The sequence below is a fragment of the Mycobacterium sp. Aquia_216 genome, assembly GCF_026723865.1.
Classification (GTDB): Bacteria; Actinomycetota; Actinomycetes; order Mycobacteriales; family Mycobacteriaceae; genus Mycobacterium.
Map to the genome: position 1 here is coordinate 5,912,568 of NZ_CP113529.1, position 24,187 is coordinate 5,936,754.

Sequence of the window (24,187 nt, forward strand, 5' to 3'; positions counted from 1 at the left end):
GGCGAACATGCCGCCAGTGGTGAAGATCAATGCAATCGAAGTGCCCGCCGACGCTGGTCCCGAGCTGGAGAAGCGGTTCGCCCACCGCGCACACGCGGTGGACAACCAACCCGGCTTCCTCGGCTTTCAGCTGCTGCGCCCGGTAAAGGGTGAGAACCGCTATTTCGTCGTGACACACTGGGAGTCCGATGAAGCATTCCAGGCGTGGGCAAGTGGGCCCGCCGTCGAAGCCCATGCCGGGCAGCGCGCCAACCCGGTGGCGACTGGCGCGTCGCTGCTGGAATTCGAGGTCGTCCTGGACGTTGCGGGGAGCAAGCCGGCTGAATAGGCGACATCCCGCGCGCCAGCGCGTGCTGGCCGTGACCGCGGCCGCCGCACTTGTCGCGACTTTGGCACCGGGTTGCTCGCCGTCGCCGTCACCGCAGGCGAATGCCGCCGACCTGGGGCGCGCGATCGACACCCGGACACCGCCGGGTCTGCGGGCCCAGCAGACCGTGGACATGCTGAACTCGGACTGGCCGATCGGCCCGACCGGAGTTCGTACCCTCGCCGCGCCCGACCAGGTGGAGTCGGTGGAGACCACCATGGAAGAACTCTGGTGGGATCGTCCCTTCACCCTCGACGGGGTAGACATCAGTGCCAGCGTGGCCACGCTGCACCTCACCTCGTCTTACGGCGCGCGACAAGACATCCGGATACACACCGACGACCTCGGGCGGGTTGATCGATTCGAATTGGAGACGCTGCCGCCGACGATCACGTCGTGGCATGACATCGACACGACGCTGAGCAAGACCGGTGCGCGGTATTCCTATCAGGTCGCCAAGGTCGACGACGGCCGCTGCGATCCCGTGGTGGGCACCAACACCAGCGAACCTCTGCCGCTGGCATCGATCTTCAAATTGTACGTACTGCACGCCCTGGCGGGCGCGGTGCACAACCACACGGTGTCCTGGGACGATCAGTTGACCGTCACCGAAAAGAGCAAGGCGGTCGGCTCTTCGGGCTTGGGACTTGCTCCCGGCGACCATGTTTCGGTGCGCACCGCAGCGGCGAAGATGATCGCCAATAGCGACAATATGGCCACCGACTTGCTGATCGAAAGAATGGGCACGCACGCCATCGAGGAGGCGCTCGCCACGGCGGGCCATCACGATCCGGCCAGCATGACCCCCTTCCCCACGATGTACGAGCTGTTCTCTATCGGCTGGGGCGAACCGGATCTGCGCAGCCAGTGGCAGCAAGCGACCCCGCAGGTCCGCGCCCAGCTGCTGGCGAAGGCGAATTCCGCCCCCTACCAACCTGATCCGGCTCGTGCCCACGTCCCGGCCTCGGCTTACGGAGCGGAGTGGTACGGCAGCGCCGAGGACATCTGCCGAGTCCATGCGGCTCTGCAGGCCGACGCCGTCAGCGAGGCCGCACCCGTCAAGCAGATCCTGTCCGCCGTGTCGGGTATCCAGCTGGACCGCAACGTCTGGCCGTACATCGGCGCGAAAGCCGGTGGCTTGCCGGGCGATCTGACTTTCAGCTGGTACGCCGTCGACAAGACGCGGCAACCGTGGGTCGTCAGCTTTCAGCTGAACTGGCCCCGCGATCACGGGCCGAAGGTAACCGGCTGGATGCTGCAGGTGGCCAAGCGGGCGTTCGCCCTGGTCGCCCCGCAGTAGTCACTGCAGCCGCAGCGTCCAGCAATCGTTCCGGTAATGCAACGTCGTCAGGCCAACCGGTGCAATGTCGATGCGCCAGAACGACTTCGGCGCAATGTCGAGAGCCAGCAGGATCGCCGCCCGGATCACCGCCGGATGTGTCACCGCAACCGTTCGCGATGGGCCTTCGACCACTGACGCCAGCCACCCGGCCACCCGCTCGGTGAGGTCGACGACGGACTCGCCGCCATGCGGCGCCCGAGCCGGATCGCTCAGCCACACCCCGAGGTCCGCCTCGGGTACGGCTCCGAGCGTCCACCCACGCCAGCGCCCGCAGTCGAGGTCGGCCAGCCGCGGCTCGGTCGTGGCGTCCAGGCCCAGCAGCTGCGCGGTTTGGCGGGCGCGCCGCTCGGGGCCGGTGAGATGCGCAGCGCCGCGAATGTCAAGGCCCGCAGCGACTTCGGCCTGTCGACGACCGGCGTCGTTGAGCGGCTCGTCGGCGGGAAAACGCACGGCCGCCATCGCATCGGTCATGCCGTGCGACACCAAGGTCAGCCGGACGACCTCCGTCACGCCGCGACGCTTGATACCCGTCCGCTCTCGGAGCGCTCTGAAAGCAACCGTCCGGCGAGCGTCGCGAACACCAAGCCGATGGTCACCCAGAGCAACAGCTGGGTGCCCACCGACAGCAATCTGAATTCGTAGAGGACATCGGCGGGAAAGCCGGGATAGACGATCGCACCCGAGGCGTCGCGCAACGGTGCGGGCGTCTCGTCCACCGTCGGCAGCAGCACCATGACCACCGCTACCGCGACCAGGTAGGCGCCGGCGCCGAGCAACCGTGAATTCCAGGCGCCGAATCGGTCATCGAGCCGCCGGGCCAGCCACACCGCCGCGATTGCCAGCACCACCGACGCCAGCACCATCACCAGATACCAGCCGGTGCGCGCCCTGATCGTGTCGGACTGGCCGACGGCAGGCGGATTGGGCGGATATTTCACGAACGGGACCAGGTACACCGCCACGAAGGCCCCCACCGCCAGAAGCAGCGAAAGCTGCTGTGGTGCAGGGCTTTCTGCGCGACCAGCGGCGCGAGCATAGACGACACAGAACAACACGGCGAACAGTGCGCCCATCGCGAGACCAAAGATCAGCACCCCGAAACCCAGGCCGGCGTTGGCCTGCACGCCGCGGGTGAACAGTTCGATGCCATGTTCGTGCACACCGTGGGCGCTCTCGGCCTCGGTTCGACCGTCCTCAAAGGCGATCGCGCGGGCAATGACGGGTTCGGCACACACACGGGCGAACAGGAAAGCCAGCACCGCGCCAACTGCGCCCGCCAGCAGCCCGCGTCCGATCAGACGCTTCTCCATGCCGGTCAGTGGCAGGGGAAGCCGAGGAGGTGGCGTGCGTCGTGCACGAATTCGTGCACATGCATGTCGCTGCCAAACAGCGACACCGCGCCCTGATCGACGCCGACGAAGTAAATCGCCAACAACGCCAGGAAGACGGTCGCCGCCAACCAGAGCGCGGCACCTGCCGCCGACAAATCAATCGCGCGTGTGCCGGTCGTCTCGGAACTGGACACTGTTGACTCCTTCTGGGAATGACGCGTCCCACTTAGGTGATGGGTTCCGGGTCTGACTTTCTACAGTGGCGCGACCGTTCTGGAATTTCACCAGGATTCCGTTACCCATCGGACAAAACCGATAACAGTCGTCAGTCTAAACGGACTGGGGCACGATTGAACAAATAATCATTGCTGCGCAGGCGCCCGCCGTAGCCGAGCTGGCTGGCCGTGCACTTCGCGCCGGCCGTGACCGGTACCGCCTAGTTGCGAGCCTCGTTGCGGATTTCGGCGAGATTCGCGGTCGTCCCCTGCGGTTCTCCGCCGAGCATCGCCTCGAAGCCCGCGCCATCTGTGAGAAGGCGTTACGCGAGCGAACGGTCAGCCCGAACACTTCGCCGCAGACGCGTCGAATTCCCAGCCCGGAAGGTCATTGGTGGTGACGATCAGCAGAGGTGGGCCACTTAGCCTCCCCACAGCGAAACGGGTGGTTAGTCCGGTCAGAGACTAACCACCCGTTTGCTGTACTGCTATTGATTCTCAGGCGCGGCGTGCGCTCCGGCTTTCGTCAGTTCCGGCTCGACCGGCGGCTTGCGTGCTCCGGTGAACGTGAACACCGCGTCCTCGCCTGTTCCTTCGCCGTCCCAGTTGTCCACGTCGACGGTGACGAGCTGTCCGGGTCCGACCTCGTCGAAGAGGATCTTCTCCGACAGCTGATCCTCGATCTCACGCTGGATGGTGCGCCGCAGCGGGCGAGCACCCAGCACCGGGTCGAAGCCGCGCTTGGCCAGCAACGCCTTGGCCTTGTCGGTCAGCTCCATCGCCATGTCCTTGGTCTTGAGCTGGTTGCCGACCCGGCCGATCATCAGGTCCACCATCTGGATGATCTCGTCGCGAGTCAGCTGGTGGAAGACGATGATGTCGTCGATGCGGTTCAGGAACTCCGGACGGAAGTGCTTCTTCAGCTCGTCGTTGACCTTCTGCTTCATCCGCTCGTAGTCGTTCTCCCCGCCACCCTGGGTGAAGCCCAGGCCGACCGGCTTGGAGATGTCGGAGGTGCCCAGGTTCGAGGTGAAGATCAGCACCGTGTTCTTGAAGTCGACCGTGCGACCCTGCCCGTCGGTGAGCCGGCCGTCCTCGAGTACCTGCAACAGACTGTTGTAGATCTCCTGGTGTGCCTTCTCGATCTCGTCGAACAGCACCACGGAGAACGGCTTGCGCCGCACCTTTTCGGTGAGCTGCCCGCCCTCTTCGTAGCCGACGTATCCCGGCGGGGCGCCGAACAGCCGCGACGCGGTGAACCGGTCGTGGAATTCGCCCATGTCGATCTGGATCAGCGCGTCGTCGTCGCCGAACAAGAAGTTGGCCAGCGCCTTGGACAGCTCGGTCTTACCGACACCGGACGGCCCGGCGAAGATGAACGAGCCCGACGGGCGCTTGGGGTCCTTCAGCCCGGCGCGGGTGCGGCGGATCGCCTTCGACACGGCCTTGACCGCATCCACCTGGCCGATGATCCGCTTGTGCAGCTCATCCTCCATGCGCAGCAGCCGGGTCGTCTCAGCCTCGGTGAGCTTGAACACCGGGATGCCGGTCCAGTTGCCCAGCACTTCGGCGATCTGCTCGTCATCGACCTCGGCGACGACGTCGAGATCGCCTGAACGCCACTGCTTTTCGCGCTCAGTCCGCTGGGCGACCAGCTGCTTCTCCCGGTCGCGCAGGCTAGCGGCCTTCTCGAAGTCCTGAGCGTCGATCGCCGATTCCTTCTCCCGGCGCGCATCGGCGATCTTCTCGTCGAACTCACGCAGGTCTGGCGGCGCGGTCATGCGGCGGATCCGCATCCGGGCACCCGCCTCGTCGATCAGGTCGATCGCCTTGTCCGGCAGGAACCGGTCGTTGATGTAGCGGTCGGCCAGCGTGGCGGCGGCCACCATCGCCGAATCGGTGATCGAAACCCGGTGGTGTGCCTCGTACCGGTCGCGCAGACCCTTGAGGATCTCGATGGTGTGCTCCACCGTCGGCTCCCCGACCTGCACCGGCTGGAACCGGCGCTCCAGAGCGGCGTCCTTCTCGATGTACTTGCGGTACTCGTCGAGCGTGGTGGCGCCGATGGTCTGCAGCTCCCCGCGGGCCAGCTTCGGCTTCAGGATCGACGCGGCGTCGATCGCGCCCTCCGCCGCACCGGCACCGACGAGCGTGTGCAGCTCGTCGATGAACAGGATGATGTCGCCGCGGGTGTTGATCTCCTTGAGCACCTTCTTCAGGCGTTCCTCGAAGTCACCGCGATAGCGGCTGCCCGCGACCAGCGATCCCAGGTCAAGCGTGTAGAGCTGCTTGTCCTTCAGCGTCTCGGGCACCTCGCCGTGCACGATGGCCTGCGCCAGGCCCTCGACCACGGCGGTCTTGCCGACGCCGGGCTCGCCGATCAGCACCGGGTTGTTCTTGGTGCGCCGGCTCAGCACCTGCATCACCCGCTCGATTTCCTTTTCGCGGCCGATGACCGGGTCCAGCTTGCCCTCCATCGCGGCGGCCGTCAGGTTGCGCCCGAACTGGTCGAGCACCAACGACGTGGACGGGCTGCCCGACTCGCCGCCGCGGCCTCCGGTGCCGGCTTCTGCGGCCTCCTTGCCCTGGTAGCCGCTCAGCAACTGGATCACCTGCTGGCGCACCCGGGTCAGTTCGGCGCCCAACTTGACCAGCACCTGCGCGGCCACGCCCTCACCCTCGCGGATCAGGCCCAGCAAAATGTGCTCGGTGCCGATGTAGTTGTGGCCCAGCTGCAACGCCTCGCGCAAGCTCAGCTCGAGAACCTTCTTGGCACGCGGGGTGAACGGGATGTGCCCGGATGGTGCCTGCTGGCCCTGGCCGATGATCTCCTCGACCTGGCTGCGGACGCCTTCCAGCGAGATCCCAAGCGACTCCAGCGACTTCGCTGCGACGCCTTCGCCTTCATGAATCAGGCCCAGCAAAATGTGCTCGGTGCCGATGTAGTTGTGGTTGAGCATCCGGGCCTCTTCTTGGGCCAGGACGACCACCCTGCGGGCACGGTCGGTAAATCTCTCGAACATCGGTGGTTACCTGCTCTCCCTCACCATCGGTACTTCATCGTTCTCGGCACAGGGGCCGACAGTGCGTACCTGGTGTCCACTGTAATGGTCGGCCCGCCCGGGTTCGAACCTTGCGGTGCCTTGCCGTTCGGGCCTGCTGCGCTCCGTCTGAGGAATCCCCCGGTGACGACAGAGCCATAGCTGAAGAAACGAGACAAACCACGAAATCGTTTCCCCCGAACGCCGGTGAACATTTCGCCACCAGCGAAAACAGAACCGGCGCCCAGGCCTTGCGACCGGGCACCGGTTAAGGCCTTGTTAGGTGGCCGCGTGGAATGCGTCGATGACGTCGGCCGGGATGCGGCCGCGCGTCGACACGTTGTGCCCGTTTCGGCGGGCCCATTCGCGGATGGCTGCGCTCTGCTCGCGGTCAATCGCCCCACGACCGCGGCCGGTGCCGGAACGTCCCCGACGACGACCCCCGACGCGACGGCCGGCCGCCACCCACTGCTTCAGATCGCCGCGGAGTTTCGCGGCATTCTTCGTCGAAAGATCAATCTCATAGGTCACCCCGTCAAGCCCGAATTCGACGGTTTCATCGGCGGCGCCTGCACCGTCGAAATCGTCAACCAAGGTGACGGTGACTTTTTTCGCCATTAGCTTACCCTCGCGTTCTTCCTGAGCAGTTGCTGGGCAGTTTGGACCCACTCCCCGGTCACTAATCTGCCATATGAACGCGGCATACTCAATCTGACAACGCAGAGTGATCGGCTTTCAGCTGGAGTGCGGCCGAACAATCGGGAACAAAACTGTCTCTCTAATTGACAGACCGGTCAAAGTCATCAACAACCGGTCGATACCCATTCCCGTTCCGGTGCATGGCGGCATCCCATACTCGAGTGCGGCGAGAAAGTCTTCATCAAGCAGCATCGCCTCGTCGTCGCCGGCCGCCGCGGCGCGCGCTTGTTCGGCAAATCGTTCGCGCTGCACTACCGGATCGTTTAATTCCGAGTACCCGGTGGCCAGTTCAACGCCGCGCACATAGAGATCCCACTTCTCCGTCACACCGGGGATGCTGCGGTGCTGACGAGTCAAAGGTGTTGTCTCGACAGGGAAATCCTTGACGAATGTGGGCGCGGTCAGCGTATTCCCCACCGCGTGCTCCCACAGTTCCTCGACAAGCTTTCCGTGCCCGTACCCGCGGTCCTCGGGTATCTCGACGCCGAGCCGGTCCGCGATCGCACGGAGCCGATCGACCGTCGTCTGCGGCGTGATCTCTTCGCCGAGCGCCGCGGACAGCGACGGATACATTTGTATCGACGCCCATTCTCCGTCTATGTCGTAGACGCTGCCATCCGGCAACGGCAGTTGTCTCGTACCGATCGCCTCGTCGGCGACCTCTTGAATAAGCTCTCGTGTGACGACTGCCGAATCGTCATAGGTTCCGTAGGTCTGGTAGGTCTCCAACATCGAAAATTCGGGAGAATGTGTCGAATCGGAACCTTCGTTTCTGAACACCCGATTTAGCTCGAAGACCTTGTCGAATCCACCGACGATGCATCGCTTGAGGAACAGTTCAGGTGCGATCCTCAGGTAGAGATCGATGTCCAGCGCATTGGAATGCGTGATGAACGGCCGCGCCGCCGCGCCACCGGCCAACGTCTGCAAGATCGGCGTCTCGACTTCGAGAAACCCGCGCCGTTCCAGCGCGTTGCGTATGGCGCGCACAACCGCGATTCGCCGGCGCGCCACCGTGCGCGCTTGGGGGCGGACGATGAGGTCGACATAACGCTGCCGCACCCGCGATTCTTCGCTCATGTCCTTATGCGCGACGGGCAGCGGCCGCAGCGACTTGGCGGCGATACGCCAGGCGTCGGCCAGGACGGACAATTCGCCGCGCCGTGAGCTGATCACGTTGCCGTGCACATAGACGATGTCGCCGAGGTCGACGTCGGCTTTCCAGGCGTCCAGCGAATCCTGGCCGACCTTGTCCAGGCTGATCATTACCTGCAGCGTGGCCCCGTCGCCGTCTTGCAGCGTCGCGAAACACAATTTGCCGGAATTGCGCGCGAATATGACGCGTCCCGCCACACCGACGATGTCGTCGGTCGCGGTGTCGACCGCCAAGTCGGGGTGGGAGGCGCGGACCTGCGCCAGCGTGTGGGTGCGCGCAATGGCCACCGGGTACGGGTCAAGCCCCTCGGCCAACAGCCGAGCGCGCTTGTCCCGGCGAATCCGGAACTGCTCGGGCAGGTCTGTTCCGGTGTCTGAGGCGGCACTCACGACGTGCCAGCTTAAAGGACTTCGCACCACGTCCGCGCGGGCGTCGAATGAGTGCTGGTGACTTCGCGCGTGTGGCCAGGGCGGGAAATGGGGCGTACCGACGGGCCGTGCGCACGTTCAGCGCCTGCGAAAAGTCAGCGTGCGGTCTTCAGCCGGCCGCGCTGGGCGTCCCGGTTGCGTTCGAAGACCAGCCGCAATCCCTGCAGCGTCAGATGCTGGTCGTATTGGGCGACGGTGTTTAGCTCGGAGAGCAGCAGCGGCGCGGTGTGGCCCGTGGCGACGATCACCACGTCATCGCCGGCGAAGCCGTCCATGTCCTCGCGGATGCGTCCCACCAGGCCGTCGACCAGTCCGGCGAAGCCGAACACCGCGCCCGCCTGCATGCATTCGACGGTGTTCTTGCCGACCACCGACCGGGGCCGGGACAGCTCGACCCGCCGCAACGCGGCCGAGCGGGCCGCCGCGGCATCCGACGAGACCTGTATCCCGGGCGCGATGGCGCCGCCGAGGAATTCACCCTTGGCCGACACCACGTCCACGCAGATCGACGATCCGAAGTCGACGACGATGCAGGCCTTACCGAATTTGTGAAAGGCCGCTAGGCAGTTGACGATTCGATCGGCGCCGACTTCTTTGGGATTGTCGACCAGTAGCGGAATGCCCGTCCGCACCCCGGGCTCGATCAGCACGTGCGGCACCGACGGCCAGTACTGGTCGAGCATGACCCGCACCTCGTGCAGCACCGACGGCACGGTGGACAGGGCCGCGGCTCCGGTGAGCTGCTCGGAGTCGTCGCCGATCAGGCCGTCGATGGTCAACGCCAGTTCGTCCGCGGTGACCTCGGACTCGGTACGGATCCGCCACTGCTGCACGACTTTTGCGTGCTCTTTGGCGCCGGACAGCAACCCGACGACGGTGTGCGCGTTACGGACGTCGATCGCCAGCAGCACGGCTATCGCGCGCCCATCCGGGGGTTGAGTAGCTCGGCCGCGTCGTCGGGCACGAATGCCGGATCGCTCCCCAGATCGATCTGCTTGTTGGCGGCGTCGACGAAGACGACGCGCGGCTGGTAGGCGCGCGCCTCGGCATCCTCCATCGTCCCGTAGGCGATCAGGATCACCAGATCGCCCGGGTGTACGAGATGTGCTGCGGCACCGTTGATTCCGATCACACCGGTGCCACGCTCGCCGGTGATCGCATAGGTGACGAGCCGCGCACCGTTGTCGATGTCCACGATCGTCACTTGCTCGCCCTCGAGCAGATCGGCCGCCTCCATCAGATCAGCGTCGATCGTCACCGAGCCGACGTAGTGCAGATCGGCCTGTGTGACGGTGGCGCGATGGATTTTCGACTTGAGCATCGTCCGTAACATCAGTTCCTCCAAGGTGATTGCGGTAGCTCGTCCGGCCCGTAGGTGCCGGCGATCGCGATGTTGTCCAATAGTCTGGTGCCGCCCAGCCGGGCAGCCACGAGCAGGCGTCCGGGCCGGTCGGCCCGCAGCGGACCGAGATCTGCGCCGCGCAACTCCAGGTAGTCGACCCGAATTTCGGGCACGGCGGCGAGCACGGCGCGGGCCGCGTCGAGCGTGGCCCGTGCGCCGGCCGGGGCGGCGTGGGCGCCGGCCACCAGCGCCGCCGACAGGGTCGTCGCCAATTCACGTTGTGCGGAGTCGAGGTATCGGTTACGCGATGACATCGCCAGGCCGTCGCCCTCCCGGACCGTTGGCACCCCGATCACCTCGACGTCGATATTCAGGTCGGCGGTCATCTGCCGTATCAGGACCAGCTGCTGATAGTCCTTCTCGCCGAAGAAGATCCGGTCGGGACTCACGATGTGGAGCAGCTTGCACACCACGGTCAGCACACCGGCGAAATGCGTCGGCCGTGCGCCGCCTTCGAGTTCGGTCGCCAACGGACCGGCCTGCACCGTGGTGCGCAGGCCGTCGGGATACATCGCCGCGGCGGTCGGGGCGAACACCATCTCGACGCCCTCACCGCGCAACATCGCCAGGTCGGTTTCGAGAGTGCGGGGGTAGGCGTCGAGGTCTTCCCCGGCGCCAAACTGCAACGGATTCACGAAGATCGATACCGCGACCACCGAGCCGGGTACCCGTTTGGCCGCGCGCACCAGGGCCAGATGCCCGTCGTGCAGCGCGCCCATCGTGGGCACCAGCATCACCCGGCGGCCGGTGTGGCGCAACGCGCGGCTGACGGCCGACATGTCGTGCGGCGCCGAGTAGACATTCAGTTCGCCCGGATTGAAGGCCGGCGGCCGGGCCGTCGTCAGGCTCATCGCGCCAGCACCTCGAGCACCGCCTCGGGAGCATGTGCGCGCTGCGCGGTCCGCAGCGCGTTCACCCGATAGGCCTGGGCCAGCTCGGGGTCGACCTGCGTCAGCGCGTGCAGATGGTCGGCAACCGCGGCCGCATCGCCGCGGGCAACCGGACCGGTGAGCGCTGCCTGCCCGCGCTGCAGCGTGTTCTCGAGTGCCGCCCGGGCCAGCGGCCCGATGACGCGTTCGGCGAGCCCGCCCGGCTGGTCGTCGACGAGTTGCTGGCCGAGCAGTTCGCTGCCGCGCAGCGCGGATCGCAGCGCATCGAGGGCGTCGGCGAGCACCACGACGAGGTGGTTTCCGGCGTGGGCCAGGGCGGCGTGGTAGAGGACGCGGGCATCCTCGCGGACGCGGACCGGCTCGCCGCCCATCTCCAGAACCAGCGACTGCCCTATCGCGTAGCCGACATCGTCGGCCGCGGTGATGCCGAAGCAGGTGTCCGGCAGCCGGCTGATGTCCTCGTCGGAGCCGGTGAACGTCATCGCCGGGTGAACGGCCAGCGGGATGCACCCGTGCTGCGTCAGCGGTGCGAGGATGCCGACGCCGTTGGCACCCGAGGTGTGCACGACGATCGTGCCGGGCCGCACCGCCGAGGTCGCGGCCAGCCCCGAGACCAGGCCGGCGAGTTCGCTGTCGGGAACCGCCAACAGCAGCAGCTCGGCCGCTGCGGCCACGTCCGGCGGTGCGGCCACCGGGGTGTCGGGCAACCGGTGCGCCGCCCGCTGGCGCGACGCGTGGGAGATGGCGCTGCAGGCCACCACGACGTGCTCAGCGCGCTCCAGCGCGACACCGAGAGCGGAACCCACCCGGCCGGCCGAAATGACCCCCACCTTGAGCCTGGCCGGGCGCAAACCGTCGAACTGCTCCATCGCAGACGACCTCACATCGTTGATTCGTTCGTTCCAGTCCCAGGTGATGGGTACCGGACGGTCACTAAGACTGTAGTCGATCGGTGACGCAGTCCCAATGTGAGGAAGCTCCCAGCTCAGTCTTCCCGGCTCTCTCGCCTGAGCCGCCGGCCACCCCCGGATGGCTGCACCTGCAGTCGCGCCAGCAGGTCGGCAACCGACTGGCCACCGGTCGGCGGGCCGTCCCCGGCGCCGTCCAACTCGTCGTCCGGGCCGAGGTGGCGAGGTGCCGGCTCCGGGTGCGGCGCGGGAGCGAGTCGTGGTGGCGGTGACGCCGCGTCCTGAGGTGCCTGCTTGAGGTGCGGCGGCGGTGGTGGCGCGGTCGCGGGGGCGGACGGGGGCGGCGCCCCAGTGCCGGGCTCGTTGGTGGTCATGAAGTTGCGCACGGAATAGTCCCGGTACTCCGCGGAATGGCGCGAGCGCGCCCGGCGGGATTCGCCGTGCGGCGGCACGTTTCCCCCGGGCGGGCCGTCGAACTGCTCCTCGGGGTCGGAATGCCGGGAGCGCCGGCGCCGGCCCGACGGCGCGGCAGCGGGCCCATCGGTAGGGTCGGCGCCCCGCCAGTTACTACCCGGCGCACCCGGGGGCAACCAGAGCCCGTCGGCGATGACCGGCTGCCAGTCCGGGTGCCCCGATCCGGGCTGCGGCTCCGGTGGTGGCGGAGGCCCGGGGGGTGGCGCCGGCTGCTGAGATGACTGCCACTGCGCGGGCTCGAATCGGTGCTCGGCCTCCGCCTCCGCGGGCATCGGCGGGGGCGGATACGGGACCTCCTCCGGAGGCACGTACGGCGGCGCCTCGGGATACTGGACCTGGTTCGGCGGCGGGTAGGAAGCCTCTTGCTGGCCTTCGTAGTGATAGCGGGCGCGCTCCCGCGAGCGGGGCGGTAGCAGCGGTTCTTCGGGCACGTCGATGATTGCGGATTCGTCGGTGCGGGGCTCCGCAGAGTCGACGGGGCTACCGTCGCGGACCGACGTGACGCGGTCGCTGGTCACCCAATCGGCGCCGGCGCCCTCGCCGCCGCGGTCCCAGTCGCTGTATGCGCGCGCGGGCGGCGTATCGGTCTCGAGGGTTTCCAATGCGGGCCGCTGCTCGAGGTCGGTGTCGAACAAGATCTCCAGGCTGGTCCGCAACGTGGCCACTTCCGCGCGCAGCGCGGCCAGATCATCGGCGGCCTGGGCTCGTATCTCGGAGGCGAGCTCACGCCGCAACTGCGACTCGACGGTCAGCTCGTACTCGCGGCGGGCCGAGATCTCCCGATCCAGCTGCAGGTCGTAAACCAGCTTCAGGTCACGTACCCGCGACTGATCGGCGTCACTTTGCCGGCGGTAGAGCACCGACACAAACGCACCGGCGACTGCGGCCCACAGCGCCAGGATCACAGCGAGCTTGAGAAGTTCCACTCGATTGGTGAAAACCAGCGCGGAACTAGCCCCCATCGCGAGGACCAGCAACGCCGTCAAGAGCACCCACCCCGGCCTGCGGCCGCCGCGCCGACCCCGGGCGCCGCGGGACAGAACGGTCATGGCCTGACAATACCTGTGCGACGTCAATCCGCGTGTCGCGCTGGTCCGGCGATTCTCACCTGGGTTAATTCGTTGATTAATCGCCGTTAACTGTCCGGTCGTGATGGCCAGCCCGGATGGTGGTCCGCAACCTTCGGCGGGCGGCCTAGCTTTCCGCTCCCTCGGCTTGCTCGGTCGGATCCGGCGGGGACTTGCAGCAGTGCTGCAGCCACAGCGCGGCGACCAACAACGCCAGCGCGCTGACGGCTGCCACCACCGTTCCGGTGGTGTCCTCCGCGGCGACCCGCAGCCACGATCGGCGCGGCACGAAGTACACCAGGATTCCCAGCCACCAGCCCAGCACCAGGGCGCCCACCCAGGCCGACGCCTTGGCGACCATCACGGTGCGGGCCACCGCGAGCGGATGCAACCAGCCGGGCCCGACACCGATCTCGCCTGCGGTGATCCTGGCCCGCACGTGCCGGGCCCACAGTGCCTCGGCGATGGCTACGGCCAGCAGCGACAGACCGGTCCACACCGTGATCGGCGGAAACCACCGAAACAGCACCTTGATCAGCAGGAAACCCAGTACCGCAGCACCGACCACCGCGGCCGTCAGGTCACGTTTCCTGGTCGGCCCCATCAGCTCTTCGATTCTGGCTCGAGCGTCAGCCCGGACAGTCGCACACTGTCCCGGTCGACGGGGTCGAGTTCGGTCAACAGCCCCGCGACCGGCCGGGCTTGTCCCGCGACGGTCAGCTGAGCATCCGGGTCGATGTCCAGCCAGGGGATCAGGACGAACGCCCGCAGATGGGCCAGTGGGTGCGGGAGGGTCAGATTGTTTTCCAGCGAGATGATCTCTGTCTCACCACGGCAAGAGATCAGGTCCACGTCCAGGCTGCGCGGGCCCCAGCGCTCGCCTCGAATCCGGCCCGCGGCCTGTTCGAACTCCTGCGCCCGGCGCAGCCAGCCCTGCCCATCGAGGGCCGGGTCGTCGGCGATCAGCACCGCGTTGAGGAACGGCCCCTGGTCCACGCGCCCCCAGGGGGCCGTCTCGTACACCGGCGAAACCGCGAGCAGCACGTCCCCGAGACCGTCGACGACCGACTGCAGCCGCGCCAGCCGGTCCCCGAGGTTGGAGCCGATGGACAGTACGACGCGCGTCATCACGCTCCGCCCGCGGGGATCACCGAACCGCGCCCGCCGCGCCGCGACCGTCGGATCACCACCGCGACGTCGGCGAACTGCTGCTCGATCGGCGCGTGGGGCTTGTGCACCGTCACCTCGACGGCGTGTGCGCGCTCGTCGTCCATCACGAAGTCGGCGATCTCGGCCCCCACCGTTTCGATCAGGTTCCGCGCGGGGCCCGCGACGATGCCGGCGGCCCGCTCGGCCAGGGCGACGTAGTCGTAGGTGTCGGCCAGGTCGTCGCTGGCAGCGGCATCGACCAGATCGATCCAGACCACGATGTCGACGACGAATTCCTGCCCGTTGCTCCGCTCGAATTCGAAAACTCCATGCCGGCCATGAACTGTCAAGCCGCGCAACTCGATTCGGTCAGCCATCGCTCTTTGTCCGCTCCGTCTGCGTCCAGGCGTCGACGACCTTGAGGGCGTCGACCGTGGCCCGCACGTCGTGCACCCGCACACCCCAGGCCCCGTGCAGGGCGGCCAGCGCGGAAATCACCGCGGTCGCCGTCTCACGCCCATCCGGTGGTCGCGGTGACCCGTCCGGTCCGGCCAACAGCGTACCGAGGAACCGTTTACGCGAGGCACCCAGGAGCACCGGCACTCCGGTGGCCACCAACTCGGGCAAGGCGTGCAGCAGCGCCCAATTGTGTTCTCCCGTCTTGGCGAATCCCAGCCCCGGGTCGATGAGCAGGTTCGCCGGATCGACACCGGCGGCCACCGCGTCATCGACGCTGGCCAGCAACTCCGAACGCACCTCGGCCACCACGTCGCGATAGGGCGGGGCCTCGTGCGGGCGGTCGGACGACACCGATCGCCAATGCATCAACACCCACAGCACCCCGGCCTCGGCCACCAGCGGCGCCATCGCGGGATCCGCTCGGCCACCGGACACATCGTTGACGATCCGCGCGCCGTTCTCCACCGCCACCCGAGCAACGTCCGCGTGCATGGTATCGATGCTGACGGTAATGCCCTGTGCCACAAGTTCTTTGATGACAGGAACGACGCGGGAGCTCTCGATCCGAGGGTCGATCCGGGTGGCGCCGGGCCGGGTCGACTCCCCGCCGACGTCGACGATCGCCGCGCCTTCATCCGCCAACGCCAGGCCGTGCACGACGGCGTTGTCGGTGCTGAGATAGCGCCCGCCGTCTGAGAATGAGTCGTCGGTGACGTTCACCACCCCCACAACCCGCACCGGCGACGAACTCAACGCAGGATGAGGTCGAGCGCTTCGGCTCGAGAGGCAGCATCGGTTTTGAACTGGCCGCGCACCGCCGAAGTGGTCGTCGTGGCGCCGGGCTTGCGGACACCGCGCATCGCCATACACAAATGCTCGGCCTCGACCACGACGATCACGCCGCGGGGGCCGAGACGGTTCACCAAGGCGTCGGCGATCTGGCTGGTAAGCCGCTCTTGCACCTGCGGCCGCTTGGCGTAAAGGTCCACCAACCGCGCGATTTTCGACAATCCGGTCACCCGGCCGTCCTCGCCGGGGATGTAGCCGACGTGAGCCACCCCGTGGAACGACACCAGATGATGCTCGCAGGTGGAGTACAGCGGGATCTCCTTGACGATCACCAACTCGTCGTGCTGTTCGTCGAACATGGTGTTGAGCACCGCACTGGGGTCGGTGTAGAGCCCGGAAAACATCTCCCGATAGGCGCGCGCAACGCGGGCCGGGGTGTCCCGCAACCCATCTCGATCCGGGTCTTCGCCGATCGCGTACAAGAGCTCGCGGACCGCCGCCTCGGCGCGGGGCTGGTCGAACGCCCGTGCACCGTTGGACGCGGTGCGGGTATCCGCCCCCAAACCCGGCAAAGCCATCGAATTCTCCGTTCGTCAGCCGCGGGCCGGCGGGTTGGACCGGCTCACATCCTCATCCGGTTGGTCAGGAGATTTTGCCGGATCCGGACCGGGCTGGCCGGGCGGGGGGTAGGGCGGATAGGGCGGATAGGGCGGATATGACGCCTGGCCCTGGCCCCGGCTCGGCTGGCCTGGGTAACTCGGGGCCGGCTGGGGCCAATACGGCTGCGGTGGAGGCGGATACCAGTGGCCCTGCGGTTGTTGCTGCTGCTGAGGTGGCGGCGGCCAGCCGGGCGCATGCCAGCCCGCCGGAGCTCCGTAGTCCGGCTGGGTGGGACGGCGTCCTGCCCCCTCGCGATCGCCTCCGCCCTGACCGCCATGAGAACCGTTGGGGCCGTGGGCTTTTCTATCGGCTTCCGCTTGTGCGTCCGCGGCGGCCTGGCTGGCCGCCGCGATAGCTGCCTTGAAGGCCGGCTCGGGGATCGGCTGGGGCCACGGCTCGCCGCGCTCGATCGCCAGCTCGCCGGGCGTCTTGATCGGCGGCTTGTCCGAAGGGATGCGGCCGCCGAAATCGTCGAACACCGTGAGCCGGGGCCGCTTGTCGACGTCGCCGAAGATCGCCTGCAACTCGGCTCGATGCAGGGTTTCCTTTTCCAGCAGCTCGCCGGCCAACGTGTCCAGTACATCGCGGTATTCGGTGAGGATCTCCCACGCTTCGGTGTGCGCGGCCTCGATGAGCTTGCGGACCTCGTCGTCGATGTCGCGGGCAACTTCGTGGGAGTAGTCGGCCTGGTTGCCCATGGTCCGGCCGAGGAACGGGTCGCCGTGTTCGGTGCCGTATTTGACGGCGCCCAGCTTGGAACTCATGCCGTACTCGGTGACCATCGCCCGCGCGATCTTGGTGGCCTGCTCGATGTCGGACACCGCCCCAGTGGTCGGCTCGCGGAACACGAGTTCCTCGGCGGCCCGCCCGCCCATGGCGAACACCAGCTGGGCAATCATCTCCGACCGGGTGCGAAGGCCCTTATCGTCCTCGGGCACCGCTACCGCGTGCCCTCCGGTCCGTCCCCGGGCCAGGATCGTCACCTTGTAGACCGGGTCGATGTCGGGCATCGCCCAGGCGGCCAGGGTGTGCCCACCTTCGTGGTAGGCGGTGATCTTCTTCTCCTGCTCGCTGATGATCCGGCTCTTGCGCCGCGGCCCGCCGATTACCCGGTCCACGGCCTCCTCCAGCGCCGGCCCGGTGATCACGGTGCCGTTTTCGCGCGCGGTCAGCAGCGCCGCCTCGTTGATGACGTTGGCCAGGTCGGCGCCGGTCATGCCGACGGTCCGCTTGGCCAGCCCCTCCAGGTCGGCGTCCGGGGCGATCGGCTTGCCCTTCGAGTGCACGGCCAGCACCGCACGCCGGCCTGCCAGGTCGGGGTTGGACACCGGGATCTGCCGGTCGAAGCGGCCCGGGCGCAGCAGTGCCGGGTCCAGGATGTCGGGCCGGTTGGTGGCCGCGATGAGGATCACGCCGGCGCGATCGCCGAACCCGTCCATCTCGACCAGCAACTGGTTGAGCGTCTGCTCACGCTCGTCGTGGCCACCGCCGAGCCCCGCGCCGCGCTGCCGGCCCACCGCGTCGATCTCGTCGACGAAGATGATGCACGGGCTGTTCTGCTTGGCCTGCTCGAACAGGTCGCGCACCCGCGAGGCTCCGACACCGACGAACATCTCGACGAAATCGGAACCCGAGATGGTGAAGAACGGCACCCCGGCCTCGCCGGCCACCGCGCGGGCCAGCAATGTCTTACCGGTTCCCGGCGGCCCGTAGAGCAGCACACCCTTGGGGATCTTGGCGCCCAGCGCCTGATACCGCGACGGGTTCTGCAGGAAGTCCTTGATCTCGTAGAGCTCCTCGACCGCCTCGTCGACACCGGCGACGTCGGCGAACGTGGTTTTGGGCATGTCCTTGGAGAGCTGCTTGGCGCGCGATTTGCCGAAGCCGAAGCCCATCCGGGCCCCGCCCTGCATGCGCGAGAACATCACGAACAGCCCCACCAGCAGCAGCAGCGGCAGCACGTAGACCAGCAGCTCGCCCAGGATGCTGCCCTCGTTGACAACGGTGGCGACCTTGGCGTTCTTCGCGTTGAGCGCGTTGAACAGGTCAACGGCATAACCGTTGGGGAACTTGGTGATGACCTTGTCGGAGTTGTCGGTGTCGTTGTTGCCCTTCTTCAGGGTCAACCGCAGTTGCTGCTCCCGGTCATCGATCTGCGCGCTCTTGACGTTGTCGTCCTTGACCTGCGACATCGCCACCGAGGTGTCAACGGGCTTGTAACCGCGGGTGTCATCGCTGAAGTAGAAGAACGACCAGCCGAGCAGCACTACTACAGCGATCGCCGTGACCGTGCGAATCACGTTTTTCCGGTTCATTAATCATCGGCCGTTTCGGCCAGGTCCTTCCCCGATACACGCAGCTGGAAAAGTTCAGGTTACCTCTGTGGCGATTGCCAGCTCCGGGTAACCGGAGCGCAACAGGTCGCCACCGTCATCTCCAGTGGCGATCGCCAGCTCCGGCAATGCCGGAGCGCAGCGGATCGGCACCGTCCTACCCAGTCAACGGCAGGCGGTTCCCGATAGGACCTAGCGCACCGCGAATTGAGTTCGGGGACGCCTCGGATTGGGCGAGGACCCACCCCCATGACACCGCACAGACATGATCGTGCTCACGGTTACGCGACTAGTCGTAATAGCGGGCTTCGACCACATTGCCGTCCGGATCGGAGAAGTAGAAAATGTGCGGCGCCCATCCCCGGGCTCCGTAACTGCGGTCGAGACGGGCGCTGGTGTCCACTCCTGCGGCCTGCAGACGCCCATCCAAGGCCTCATACTCCGGCTTCGACAGCGCCAGGCAAACGTGGTTGACCGGGTGTCCGGCACTGCCCGTGACTTTGGTCAGCAAATCGGTGGCGCCGATGCCGGCTATCGGCATCAGGTCGATGATCGAGTCCTCGCACACCCGCACACTCGGAAACGGAGCTTCTCCGGCCCGGTATTCGTCGAACCGCACCGGCGCAAGCCCGATCACCTTCGTATAGAAGTCCATCGATGCCGGCAGATTCTTCGTCCACAACACAATGTGGTCCAGGCGCCTCACGCCGACTCCACCCGCTTTCGCCTAGCCATGTATCCGCGATATCTACCAGACCTGGCAGTGAACGGCCATTTTCAACCTCGGTGAATACTTCTCAGGCCAGAGGCGTTGTGATTTGGTGTGTTGGTGCCCAGATCAACCGAACGGTTAGTCGATACCAACGGGGTGCGGCTACGGGTCGTCGAGGACGGCGACCGCGGTGCACCGGTGGTGGTCTTGGCTCACGGCTTTCCCGAATTGGCCTACTCCTGGCGACACCAGATTCCGGCGCTCGCCGAGGCCGGCTATCACGTGCTGGCGCCCGACCAGCGCGGGTATGGCGGATCTTCTCGCCCTGACGCGATCGACGCCTACGACATCCGAGAACTGACGACCGACATCGTCGGCTTGCTCGACGACGTCGGCGCCGAGAAAGCCGTCTGGGTCGGCCATGACTGGGGTGCCCCGGTGGTATGGCATGCGCCGTTGCTGCACCCCGACCGGGTCGCGGCCGTCGCCGCCCTCAGCGTGCCGGCCACGCCCAGATCGCAGGTGGCACCGACGCAGGCCTGGCGCAGGACCTTCGGTGAGAACTTCTTCTACATCCTGTATTTCCAGGAGCCGGGTATCGCCGACGCCGAACTCAACGGTGATCCCGCCCGGGCGCTCCGCCGGTTGCTGGGCGGCCTACGGACATCCGCCGACAAAGCCGCGGGGATGCGGATGGCGGCACCGGGCCCGGAAGGCTTCATCGATCGTCTCCCCGAACCCGATGCGCTGCCGGAGTGGATAAGCCAGGACGAACTCGACCACTACATCAGCGAATTTTCCCGCACTGGATTTACCGGCGGCCTGAACTGGTATCGCAATTTCGACCGCAATTGGGAGATCACCGCCGAACTCGCCGACATGAAGATCTCGGTGCCGTGCTTGTTCATCGGCGGCACAGCCGATCCCGTTCTCGCCTTCACCCGCGCCGACCGCGCCGCCGAGATCATCTCCGGGCCGTACCGCCAGGTGATGCTCGAGGGTGCCGGGCACTGGCTGCAACAGGAACGACCCGACGAAGTCAACACCATATTGCTGGAATTTCTCAACGGATTGGAGCTGCGGTGAACGCACCGCTTCGTTTCGGCGTCTTTATCACACCATTTCACCCTATCGGCCAATCCCCAACGGTGGCACTGGAATACGACATGGAACGCGTCGTTGCCCTGGACCGCCTGGGGTTCGACGAAGCCTGGTTCGGCGAACACCACTCCGGTGGCTACGAGTTGATCGCCTGCCCGGAGGTCTTCATCGCGGCCGCCGCGGAACGCACCAAACACATCCGGCTGGGCACCGGCGTGGTGTCGCTGCCCTACCATCATCCGCTGATGGTGGCCGACCGCTGGGTGCTGCTGGACCACCTGACCCGCGGCCGGGTGATGTTCGGCACCGGTCCCGGAGCGCTGCCCTCGGACGCCTACATGATGGGCATCGACCCAGTCGATCAGCGGCCCATGATGCAGGAATCCCTCGAAGCGATTCTCGCCCTGTTCCGCGCCGGGCCCACCGAGCGAATCGACCGCCACACCGACTGGTTCACGTTGCGTGACGCGCAGCTGCACATCCGCCCGTACACCTGGCCCTATCCGGAAATCTCCACGGCGGCAATGATTTCGCCGTCCGGGCCGCGGCTGGCGGGCACCCTGGGTACGTCCTTGCTGTCGCTGTCGATGTCGGTCCCCGGCGGTTATGCCGCGCTGGAAACCACCTGGGACATCGTGCGCGAGCAAGCCGCCAGGGTCGGACGCGACGAACCCTGTCGGGCCGACTGGCGGGTGCTGTCCATCATGCACGTCGCCGACAGCCGCGACCAAGCGATCAACGACTGTACCTACGGGCTCCAGGATTTCGCCAACTACTTCGGAGCGGCGGGATTCGTCCCGCTGGCCAACACCGTCGAGGGCACGCAGACGCCCTATGAGTTCGTCGAAGACTATGCAGCCAAAGGGAATTGCTGCATCGGCACACCCGACGAGGCGATCGCACACATCGAGGATCTGCTGGAACGATCGGGCGGCTTCGGAACGCTGCTGATGCTCGGTCATGACTGGGCCTCCCCGGAAGCGACGTATCACTCCTATGACCTGATGGCCCGCAAGGTGATTCCCCACTTCAAGGGACAGTTGGCGGCATCGCGATCCTCGCACGACTGGGCCAAGGACCATCGCGACCAACTGATCGGCCGCGCCGGAGAGGCCGTCGTGAAAGCCATCACCGAGCATGTCGGCGAGCAGGAAGGTGCCGTGAACTGATGCGCGCGGCGGTGCTGCGCGGCGGCCGGATGGTCTACCGGGACGACGTTGCTGACCCGGTACCCGAATCCGGACAGGTGCTGGTCGCAATCCGCGCCTGCGGAATCTGCGGCTCCGACTTGCATTTCGCCGCGCATGGCGAACAGGTGCTCTCGCTCAGCGGTCAATTGGGTGCCGGTGCCTTCACCGGGATGGACGTCGATCTGAGGCGCGACGTCTTCATGGGCCACGAATTCACCGCCGAGGTGCTCGAAGCCGGGCCCGACACCGATACCCACCCCGCCGGCACCATCGTCACGTCGATTCCGGTGCTGTTGTCTGCCAAGGGGGCGGAACCGATCGTCTACAGCAACAGCACCATCGGCGGTTATGCCGAACGGATGCTGCTCTCCGCACCGCTGCTGCTGCCCGTCCCGAACGGCCTGGATTTCAAACACGCCGCCCTGACCGAGCCGATGGCGGTGGGGCTGCACGCCGTCAACAAGTCGGACATCGCGCCGGGTGAGACCGCCCTGGTGTTGGGTTGCGGTCCGATCGGCATCGCGATCATCGCGTCGCTTCGGGCGCGCGGCGTGGAAAGCATTGTGGCATCCGATTTTTCGCCGAAGCGAAGAGAACTCGCCACCGCGATGGGCGCCCACCAGACGCTGGATGCCGCGCAGGGTTCGCCGTTCGACACGGTCAAAGCCGCGGTGGTGTTCGAGGCGATCGGAGTGCCCGGAATCATCGACGACGTGCTCTTGCGAGCGCGGGCGGGCACGCGGCTGGTCATCGCCGGAGTTTGCATGGAGGCCGACACCTTCCATCCGTTCTTCGCGATTGCCAAAGAAATCAATGTGCAGTTCTGCTTGGCCTATGGTCCCGAAGAGTTCGCGGAGGCCCTGCGTTCGATGGCCGAGGGCGACATCGACGTCAGCCCGTTGATCACCGGCGAGGTGGGCCTGGACGGGGTCGGCGCGGCCTTCGACGACCTCGCCGATCCCGAGCGGCACTGCAAGATTCTGGTTACGCCCTAGGCCCGCCCATCGTCAACTTCCAGACGGAACCACATGCCGACACCAATGCCAGAGTCAGGGCGGCCAGCAGGGCAAGTGTGCAGCAGAGCGACCGAACCGTCACCGGGCCGTCGACTCGCGTCGCTCTTAAGAATCGCGGCCACTACGCCCTCGAGAACCCCAGGCCAGCGGCAGCGCCCGTGGACCCCGGATGCGAGCACCCGTGCGCCACTGCACATCCTCGGGCGCCACGGCGAGACGAAGGTCCGGGAACTCGCGCAGCAGGCCTCTGAGGACTTCCTGCAGCTCCATTCGGGCCAGCCCCGCACCGGGGCAATGGTGGGCTCCATGCCCGAATGCGATGTGGCGGTTCGCAGCCCGATCCAGCAGCAGCTCCTCTGCGTCGGCAAAAAGTTCGGGATCACGGTTGGCGGCATTGAGCGACAGCACGACCGTCTCCCCCGCCCGCACCATCACACCCGAGAGCTCGACGTCCTCTATCGCGATGCGCGGGAACCCCGCGGACGCAAGGAGCGGGGTGTAGCGCAGCAGCTCTTCAACAGCCCCCGGTACCGCCTCGGGGTCAGCCGCCAGCGCCGCCCACCGCCCGCGGCGGGTCAGCAGGGTGTACGTCATGTTGCTGATCTGGCTCATCGTCGTCTCGTGGCCGGCGACGAGGATGGCGATTCCGAGCTCAAGCAGGTCGCCCTCGGACAGACGATCACCCTCGTCGTAGGCACGGACAAGCGCGCCGATCAGGTCTTCGGTCGGCGTGATCCGGCGCTGCCTCATCATGCCGGCCATATAGGCCATGAGCTGATCTGTGGCTTCGAGCCGCTCCCGGGAGCTCATCGCGGACATCGACATGATCGCGTCCGACGCCGACCGGAAGATGTGCCGGTCCGCGATGGGCACACCCAGCAGCTCACAGATGATCGTGAGCGGAAACGGCACCGACATGTGCTCGACGAGATCCGAACCCGGTCCGGCCGCGCGTAGTCCGGCGAGCAGCTCCGCGGTCAGCTCCGCCGCGCGGGGGCGCAGCGCTTCTACCCGCCGAGTGGTGAATGCTCTGGCCAGGTACTTGCGCAGCCGCGTGTGGTCAGGAGGATCCATGTTCATGATCGAGTTGGGGTTCTGCTCGACCTCGGGCCGGACCCGCGGGACGTCCCGCCCGACGACCGCAGCGCGACTGAAACGTGGGTCGTGCAACACCGAGCGGACATCGGCGTGCCGGACGGCGAGCCAAGCCTCCCCACCGTGGGGCAGCACTACCCGAGAGACCGGACAGCCGCTCCGCAATTCCCGATAAGTCGGGTCTAGCTCGAGCCGATTGGACTCATTGAACGGGTACGTCCGCGCCACGTGATCCTCCGATCCAGTCGGCACTAACCAGGCACCCGGCCTGAGAAGTCGCCGTGTCGGATCAGTCGACCAACCCAGACCCCCAGCTGGGCATGGCGTTTCCTGCACTACCTGGCGAAATTTTCTGCGGCTCGG

At 66.6% G+C, this 24,187-nt stretch carries 24 protein-coding genes; 5 read left to right on the plus strand and 19 right to left on the minus strand.

Annotated elements, in window-relative coordinates; genetic code table 11:
* Positions 1-7 precede the first annotated feature (7 nt).
* Positions 8-328, plus strand: coding sequence for a mycobilin-forming heme oxygenase MhuD (gene mhuD / locus OK015_RS27770; RefSeq protein ID WP_268128061.1), 321 nt, complete (start codon positions 8-10; stop codon positions 326-328).
* Positions 303-1,667 (plus strand): class A beta-lactamase-related serine hydrolase, encoded by a 1,365-nt coding sequence (locus tag OK015_RS27775; RefSeq protein ID WP_268128063.1) that lies wholly within the window; start codon positions 303-305, stop codon positions 1,665-1,667. The genes mhuD and OK015_RS27775 overlap by 26 nt, the downstream gene beginning before the upstream one ends.
* Here the strand turns inward: OK015_RS27775 and OK015_RS27780 are convergent, their stop codons facing one another.
* From OK015_RS27780 to OK015_RS27865, 18 genes are all read right to left on the minus strand, one after another.
* Positions 1,668-2,219, minus strand: coding sequence for a histidine phosphatase family protein (locus tag OK015_RS27780; protein WP_268128065.1), 552 nt, complete (start codon positions 2,217-2,219; stop codon positions 1,668-1,670).
* A complete protein-coding gene (locus OK015_RS27785) occupies positions 2,216-3,019 on the minus strand; it encodes a CbtA family protein (protein ID WP_268128067.1) in 804 nt (267 codons plus the stop codon). The genes OK015_RS27780 and OK015_RS27785 overlap by 4 nt, the downstream gene beginning before the upstream one ends.
* 5 nt (positions 3,020-3,024) lie before the next feature.
* On the minus strand, positions 3,025-3,234 hold the full coding sequence (locus tag OK015_RS27790; protein ID WP_268128069.1) for a CbtB domain-containing protein: 210 nt from the start codon (positions 3,232-3,234) through the stop codon (positions 3,025-3,027).
* 509 nt (positions 3,235-3,743) lie between these two features.
* A complete protein-coding gene (gene clpC1, locus OK015_RS27795) occupies positions 3,744-6,278 on the minus strand; it encodes an ATP-dependent protease ATP-binding subunit ClpC (protein WP_268128071.1) in 2,535 nt (844 codons plus the stop codon).
* A 297-nt stretch (positions 6,279-6,575) separates the two neighbouring features.
* Entirely contained in the window at positions 6,576-6,914 is a 339-nt protein-coding gene (gene lsr2 / locus OK015_RS27800) for a histone-like nucleoid-structuring protein Lsr2 (protein WP_085223269.1), read from the minus strand.
* Positions 6,915-7,031: 117 nt separating this feature from the next.
* Positions 7,032-8,540 carry a lysine--tRNA ligase gene (lysS, locus tag OK015_RS27805; protein WP_268128080.1) on the minus strand — a complete coding sequence of 503 codons (1,509 nt, stop codon included), beginning with the start codon at positions 8,538-8,540 and terminating at the stop codon, positions 7,032-7,034.
* A gap of 134 nt (positions 8,541-8,674) precedes the next feature.
* Positions 8,675-9,490: a type III pantothenate kinase gene (locus tag OK015_RS27810; RefSeq protein WP_268128082.1), complete on the minus strand. Its 816-nt coding sequence runs from the start codon at positions 9,488-9,490 to the stop codon at positions 8,675-8,677.
* A 2-nt stretch (positions 9,491-9,492) separates the two neighbouring features.
* Positions 9,493-9,912, minus strand: a complete 420-nt coding sequence (gene panD, locus OK015_RS27815) for an aspartate 1-decarboxylase (RefSeq protein WP_268128084.1) — start codon at positions 9,910-9,912, stop codon at positions 9,493-9,495.
* The gene (gene panC / locus OK015_RS27820; protein WP_268128086.1) at positions 9,912-10,832 is read right to left on the minus strand and encodes a pantoate--beta-alanine ligase; all 921 of its coding nucleotides are present in this window, start codon (positions 10,830-10,832) and stop codon (positions 9,912-9,914) included. The genes panD and panC overlap by 1 nt, the downstream gene beginning before the upstream one ends.
* Positions 10,829-11,740, minus strand: coding sequence for a Rossmann-like and DUF2520 domain-containing protein (locus tag OK015_RS27825; protein ID WP_268128088.1), 912 nt, complete (start codon positions 11,738-11,740; stop codon positions 10,829-10,831). Before OK015_RS27825 ends, panC begins: the two co-directional genes overlap by 4 nt.
* Before the next feature lie 116 nt (positions 11,741-11,856).
* Positions 11,857-13,302 carry a DUF6779 domain-containing protein gene (locus OK015_RS27830; RefSeq protein ID WP_268128089.1) on the minus strand — a complete coding sequence of 482 codons (1,446 nt, stop codon included), beginning with the start codon at positions 13,300-13,302 and terminating at the stop codon, positions 11,857-11,859.
* A 145-nt stretch (positions 13,303-13,447) separates the two neighbouring features.
* A complete protein-coding gene (locus tag OK015_RS27835; RefSeq protein WP_268128091.1) occupies positions 13,448-13,924 on the minus strand; it encodes a DUF3180 domain-containing protein in 477 nt (158 codons plus the stop codon).
* Positions 13,924-14,448, minus strand: coding sequence for a 2-amino-4-hydroxy-6-hydroxymethyldihydropteridine diphosphokinase (folK, locus tag OK015_RS27840; protein WP_268128092.1), 525 nt, complete (start codon positions 14,446-14,448; stop codon positions 13,924-13,926). Before folK ends, OK015_RS27835 begins: the two co-directional genes overlap by 1 nt.
* A complete protein-coding gene (folB, locus tag OK015_RS27845) occupies positions 14,448-14,846 on the minus strand; it encodes a dihydroneopterin aldolase (protein WP_268128093.1) in 399 nt (132 codons plus the stop codon). The genes folK and folB overlap by 1 nt, the downstream gene beginning before the upstream one ends.
* Positions 14,839-15,681 carry a dihydropteroate synthase gene (gene folP, locus OK015_RS27850; RefSeq protein ID WP_268128094.1) on the minus strand — a complete coding sequence of 281 codons (843 nt, stop codon included), beginning with the start codon at positions 15,679-15,681 and terminating at the stop codon, positions 14,839-14,841. Before folP ends, folB begins: the two co-directional genes overlap by 8 nt.
* Positions 15,678-16,295 (minus strand): GTP cyclohydrolase I FolE, encoded by a 618-nt coding sequence (gene folE, locus OK015_RS27855; protein WP_268128095.1) that lies wholly within the window; start codon positions 16,293-16,295, stop codon positions 15,678-15,680. Before folE ends, folP begins: the two co-directional genes overlap by 4 nt.
* 15 nt (positions 16,296-16,310) lie before the next feature.
* Entirely contained in the window at positions 16,311-18,692 is a 2,382-nt protein-coding gene (gene ftsH / locus OK015_RS27860) for an ATP-dependent zinc metalloprotease FtsH (protein ID WP_268128096.1), read from the minus strand.
* A gap of 307 nt (positions 18,693-18,999) precedes the next feature.
* Positions 19,000-19,365: a VOC family protein gene (locus OK015_RS27865; RefSeq protein WP_268133167.1), complete on the minus strand. Its 366-nt coding sequence runs from the start codon at positions 19,363-19,365 to the stop codon at positions 19,000-19,002.
* A 174-nt stretch (positions 19,366-19,539) separates the two neighbouring features.
* On the opposite strand from OK015_RS27865, the gene OK015_RS27870 reads away from it, so the two are divergent.
* From OK015_RS27870 to OK015_RS27880, 3 genes are read left to right on the plus strand one after another with little or no spacing between them, the layout of a single operon-like run.
* A complete protein-coding gene (locus OK015_RS27870; protein WP_268128097.1) occupies positions 19,540-20,508 on the plus strand; it encodes an alpha/beta fold hydrolase in 969 nt (322 codons plus the stop codon).
* Entirely contained in the window at positions 20,505-21,692 is a 1,188-nt protein-coding gene (locus OK015_RS27875; RefSeq protein ID WP_268128098.1) for an LLM class flavin-dependent oxidoreductase, read from the plus strand. The genes OK015_RS27870 and OK015_RS27875 overlap by 4 nt, the downstream gene beginning before the upstream one ends.
* Entirely contained in the window at positions 21,692-22,708 is a 1,017-nt protein-coding gene (locus OK015_RS27880) for a zinc-binding dehydrogenase (RefSeq protein WP_268128099.1), read from the plus strand. Before OK015_RS27875 ends, OK015_RS27880 begins: the two co-directional genes overlap by 1 nt.
* A gap of 126 nt (positions 22,709-22,834) precedes the next feature.
* Here the strand turns inward: OK015_RS27880 and OK015_RS27885 are convergent, their stop codons facing one another.
* Complete coding sequence (locus OK015_RS27885; RefSeq protein ID WP_268128100.1) at positions 22,835-23,959, minus strand: cytochrome P450; 1,125 nt, start codon at positions 23,957-23,959, stop codon at positions 22,835-22,837.
* Positions 23,960-24,187 lie beyond the last annotated feature (228 nt).

Excerpts from the sequence above, each read along its gene's own strand:
- mhuD (WP_268128061.1), top strand. The coding sequence starts at position 8 with ATGCCGCCAGTGGTGAAGATCAATGCAATCGAAGTGCCCGCCGACGCT.
- OK015_RS27785 (WP_268128067.1), bottom strand. The coding sequence starts at position 3,019 with ATGGAGAAGCGTCTGATCGGACGCGGGCTGCTGGCGGGCGCAGTTGGC.
- clpC1 (WP_268128071.1), bottom strand. The coding sequence starts at position 6,278 with ATGTTCGAGAGATTTACCGACCGTGCCCGCAGGGTGGTCGTCCTGGCC.
- lsr2 (WP_085223269.1), bottom strand. The coding sequence starts at position 6,914 with ATGGCGAAAAAAGTCACCGTCACCTTGGTTGACGATTTCGACGGTGCA.
- panD (WP_268128084.1), bottom strand. The coding sequence starts at position 9,912 with ATGTTACGGACGATGCTCAAGTCGAAAATCCATCGCGCCACCGTCACA.
- panC (WP_268128086.1), bottom strand. The coding sequence starts at position 10,832 with ATGAGCCTGACGACGGCCCGGCCGCCGGCCTTCAATCCGGGCGAACTG.
- OK015_RS27825 (WP_268128088.1), bottom strand. The coding sequence starts at position 11,740 with ATGGAGCAGTTCGACGGTTTGCGCCCGGCCAGGCTCAAGGTGGGGGTC.
- OK015_RS27830 (WP_268128089.1), bottom strand. The coding sequence starts at position 13,302 with ATGACCGTTCTGTCCCGCGGCGCCCGGGGTCGGCGCGGCGGCCGCAGG.
- OK015_RS27835 (WP_268128091.1), bottom strand. The coding sequence starts at position 13,924 with ATGGGGCCGACCAGGAAACGTGACCTGACGGCCGCGGTGGTCGGTGCT.
- folK (WP_268128092.1), bottom strand. The coding sequence starts at position 14,448 with ATGACGCGCGTCGTACTGTCCATCGGCTCCAACCTCGGGGACCGGCTG.
- folB (WP_268128093.1), bottom strand. The coding sequence starts at position 14,846 with ATGGCTGACCGAATCGAGTTGCGCGGCTTGACAGTTCATGGCCGGCAT.
- folE (WP_268128095.1), bottom strand. The coding sequence starts at position 16,295 with ATGGCTTTGCCGGGTTTGGGGGCGGATACCCGCACCGCGTCCAACGGT.
- ftsH (WP_268128096.1), bottom strand. The coding sequence starts at position 18,692 with ATGAACCGGAAAAACGTGATTCGCACGGTCACGGCGATCGCTGTAGTA.
- OK015_RS27865 (WP_268133167.1), bottom strand. The coding sequence starts at position 19,365 with ATGGACTTCTATACGAAGGTGATCGGGCTTGCGCCGGTGCGGTTCGAC.
- OK015_RS27880 (WP_268128099.1), top strand. The coding sequence starts at position 21,692 with ATGCGCGCGGCGGTGCTGCGCGGCGGCCGGATGGTCTACCGGGACGAC.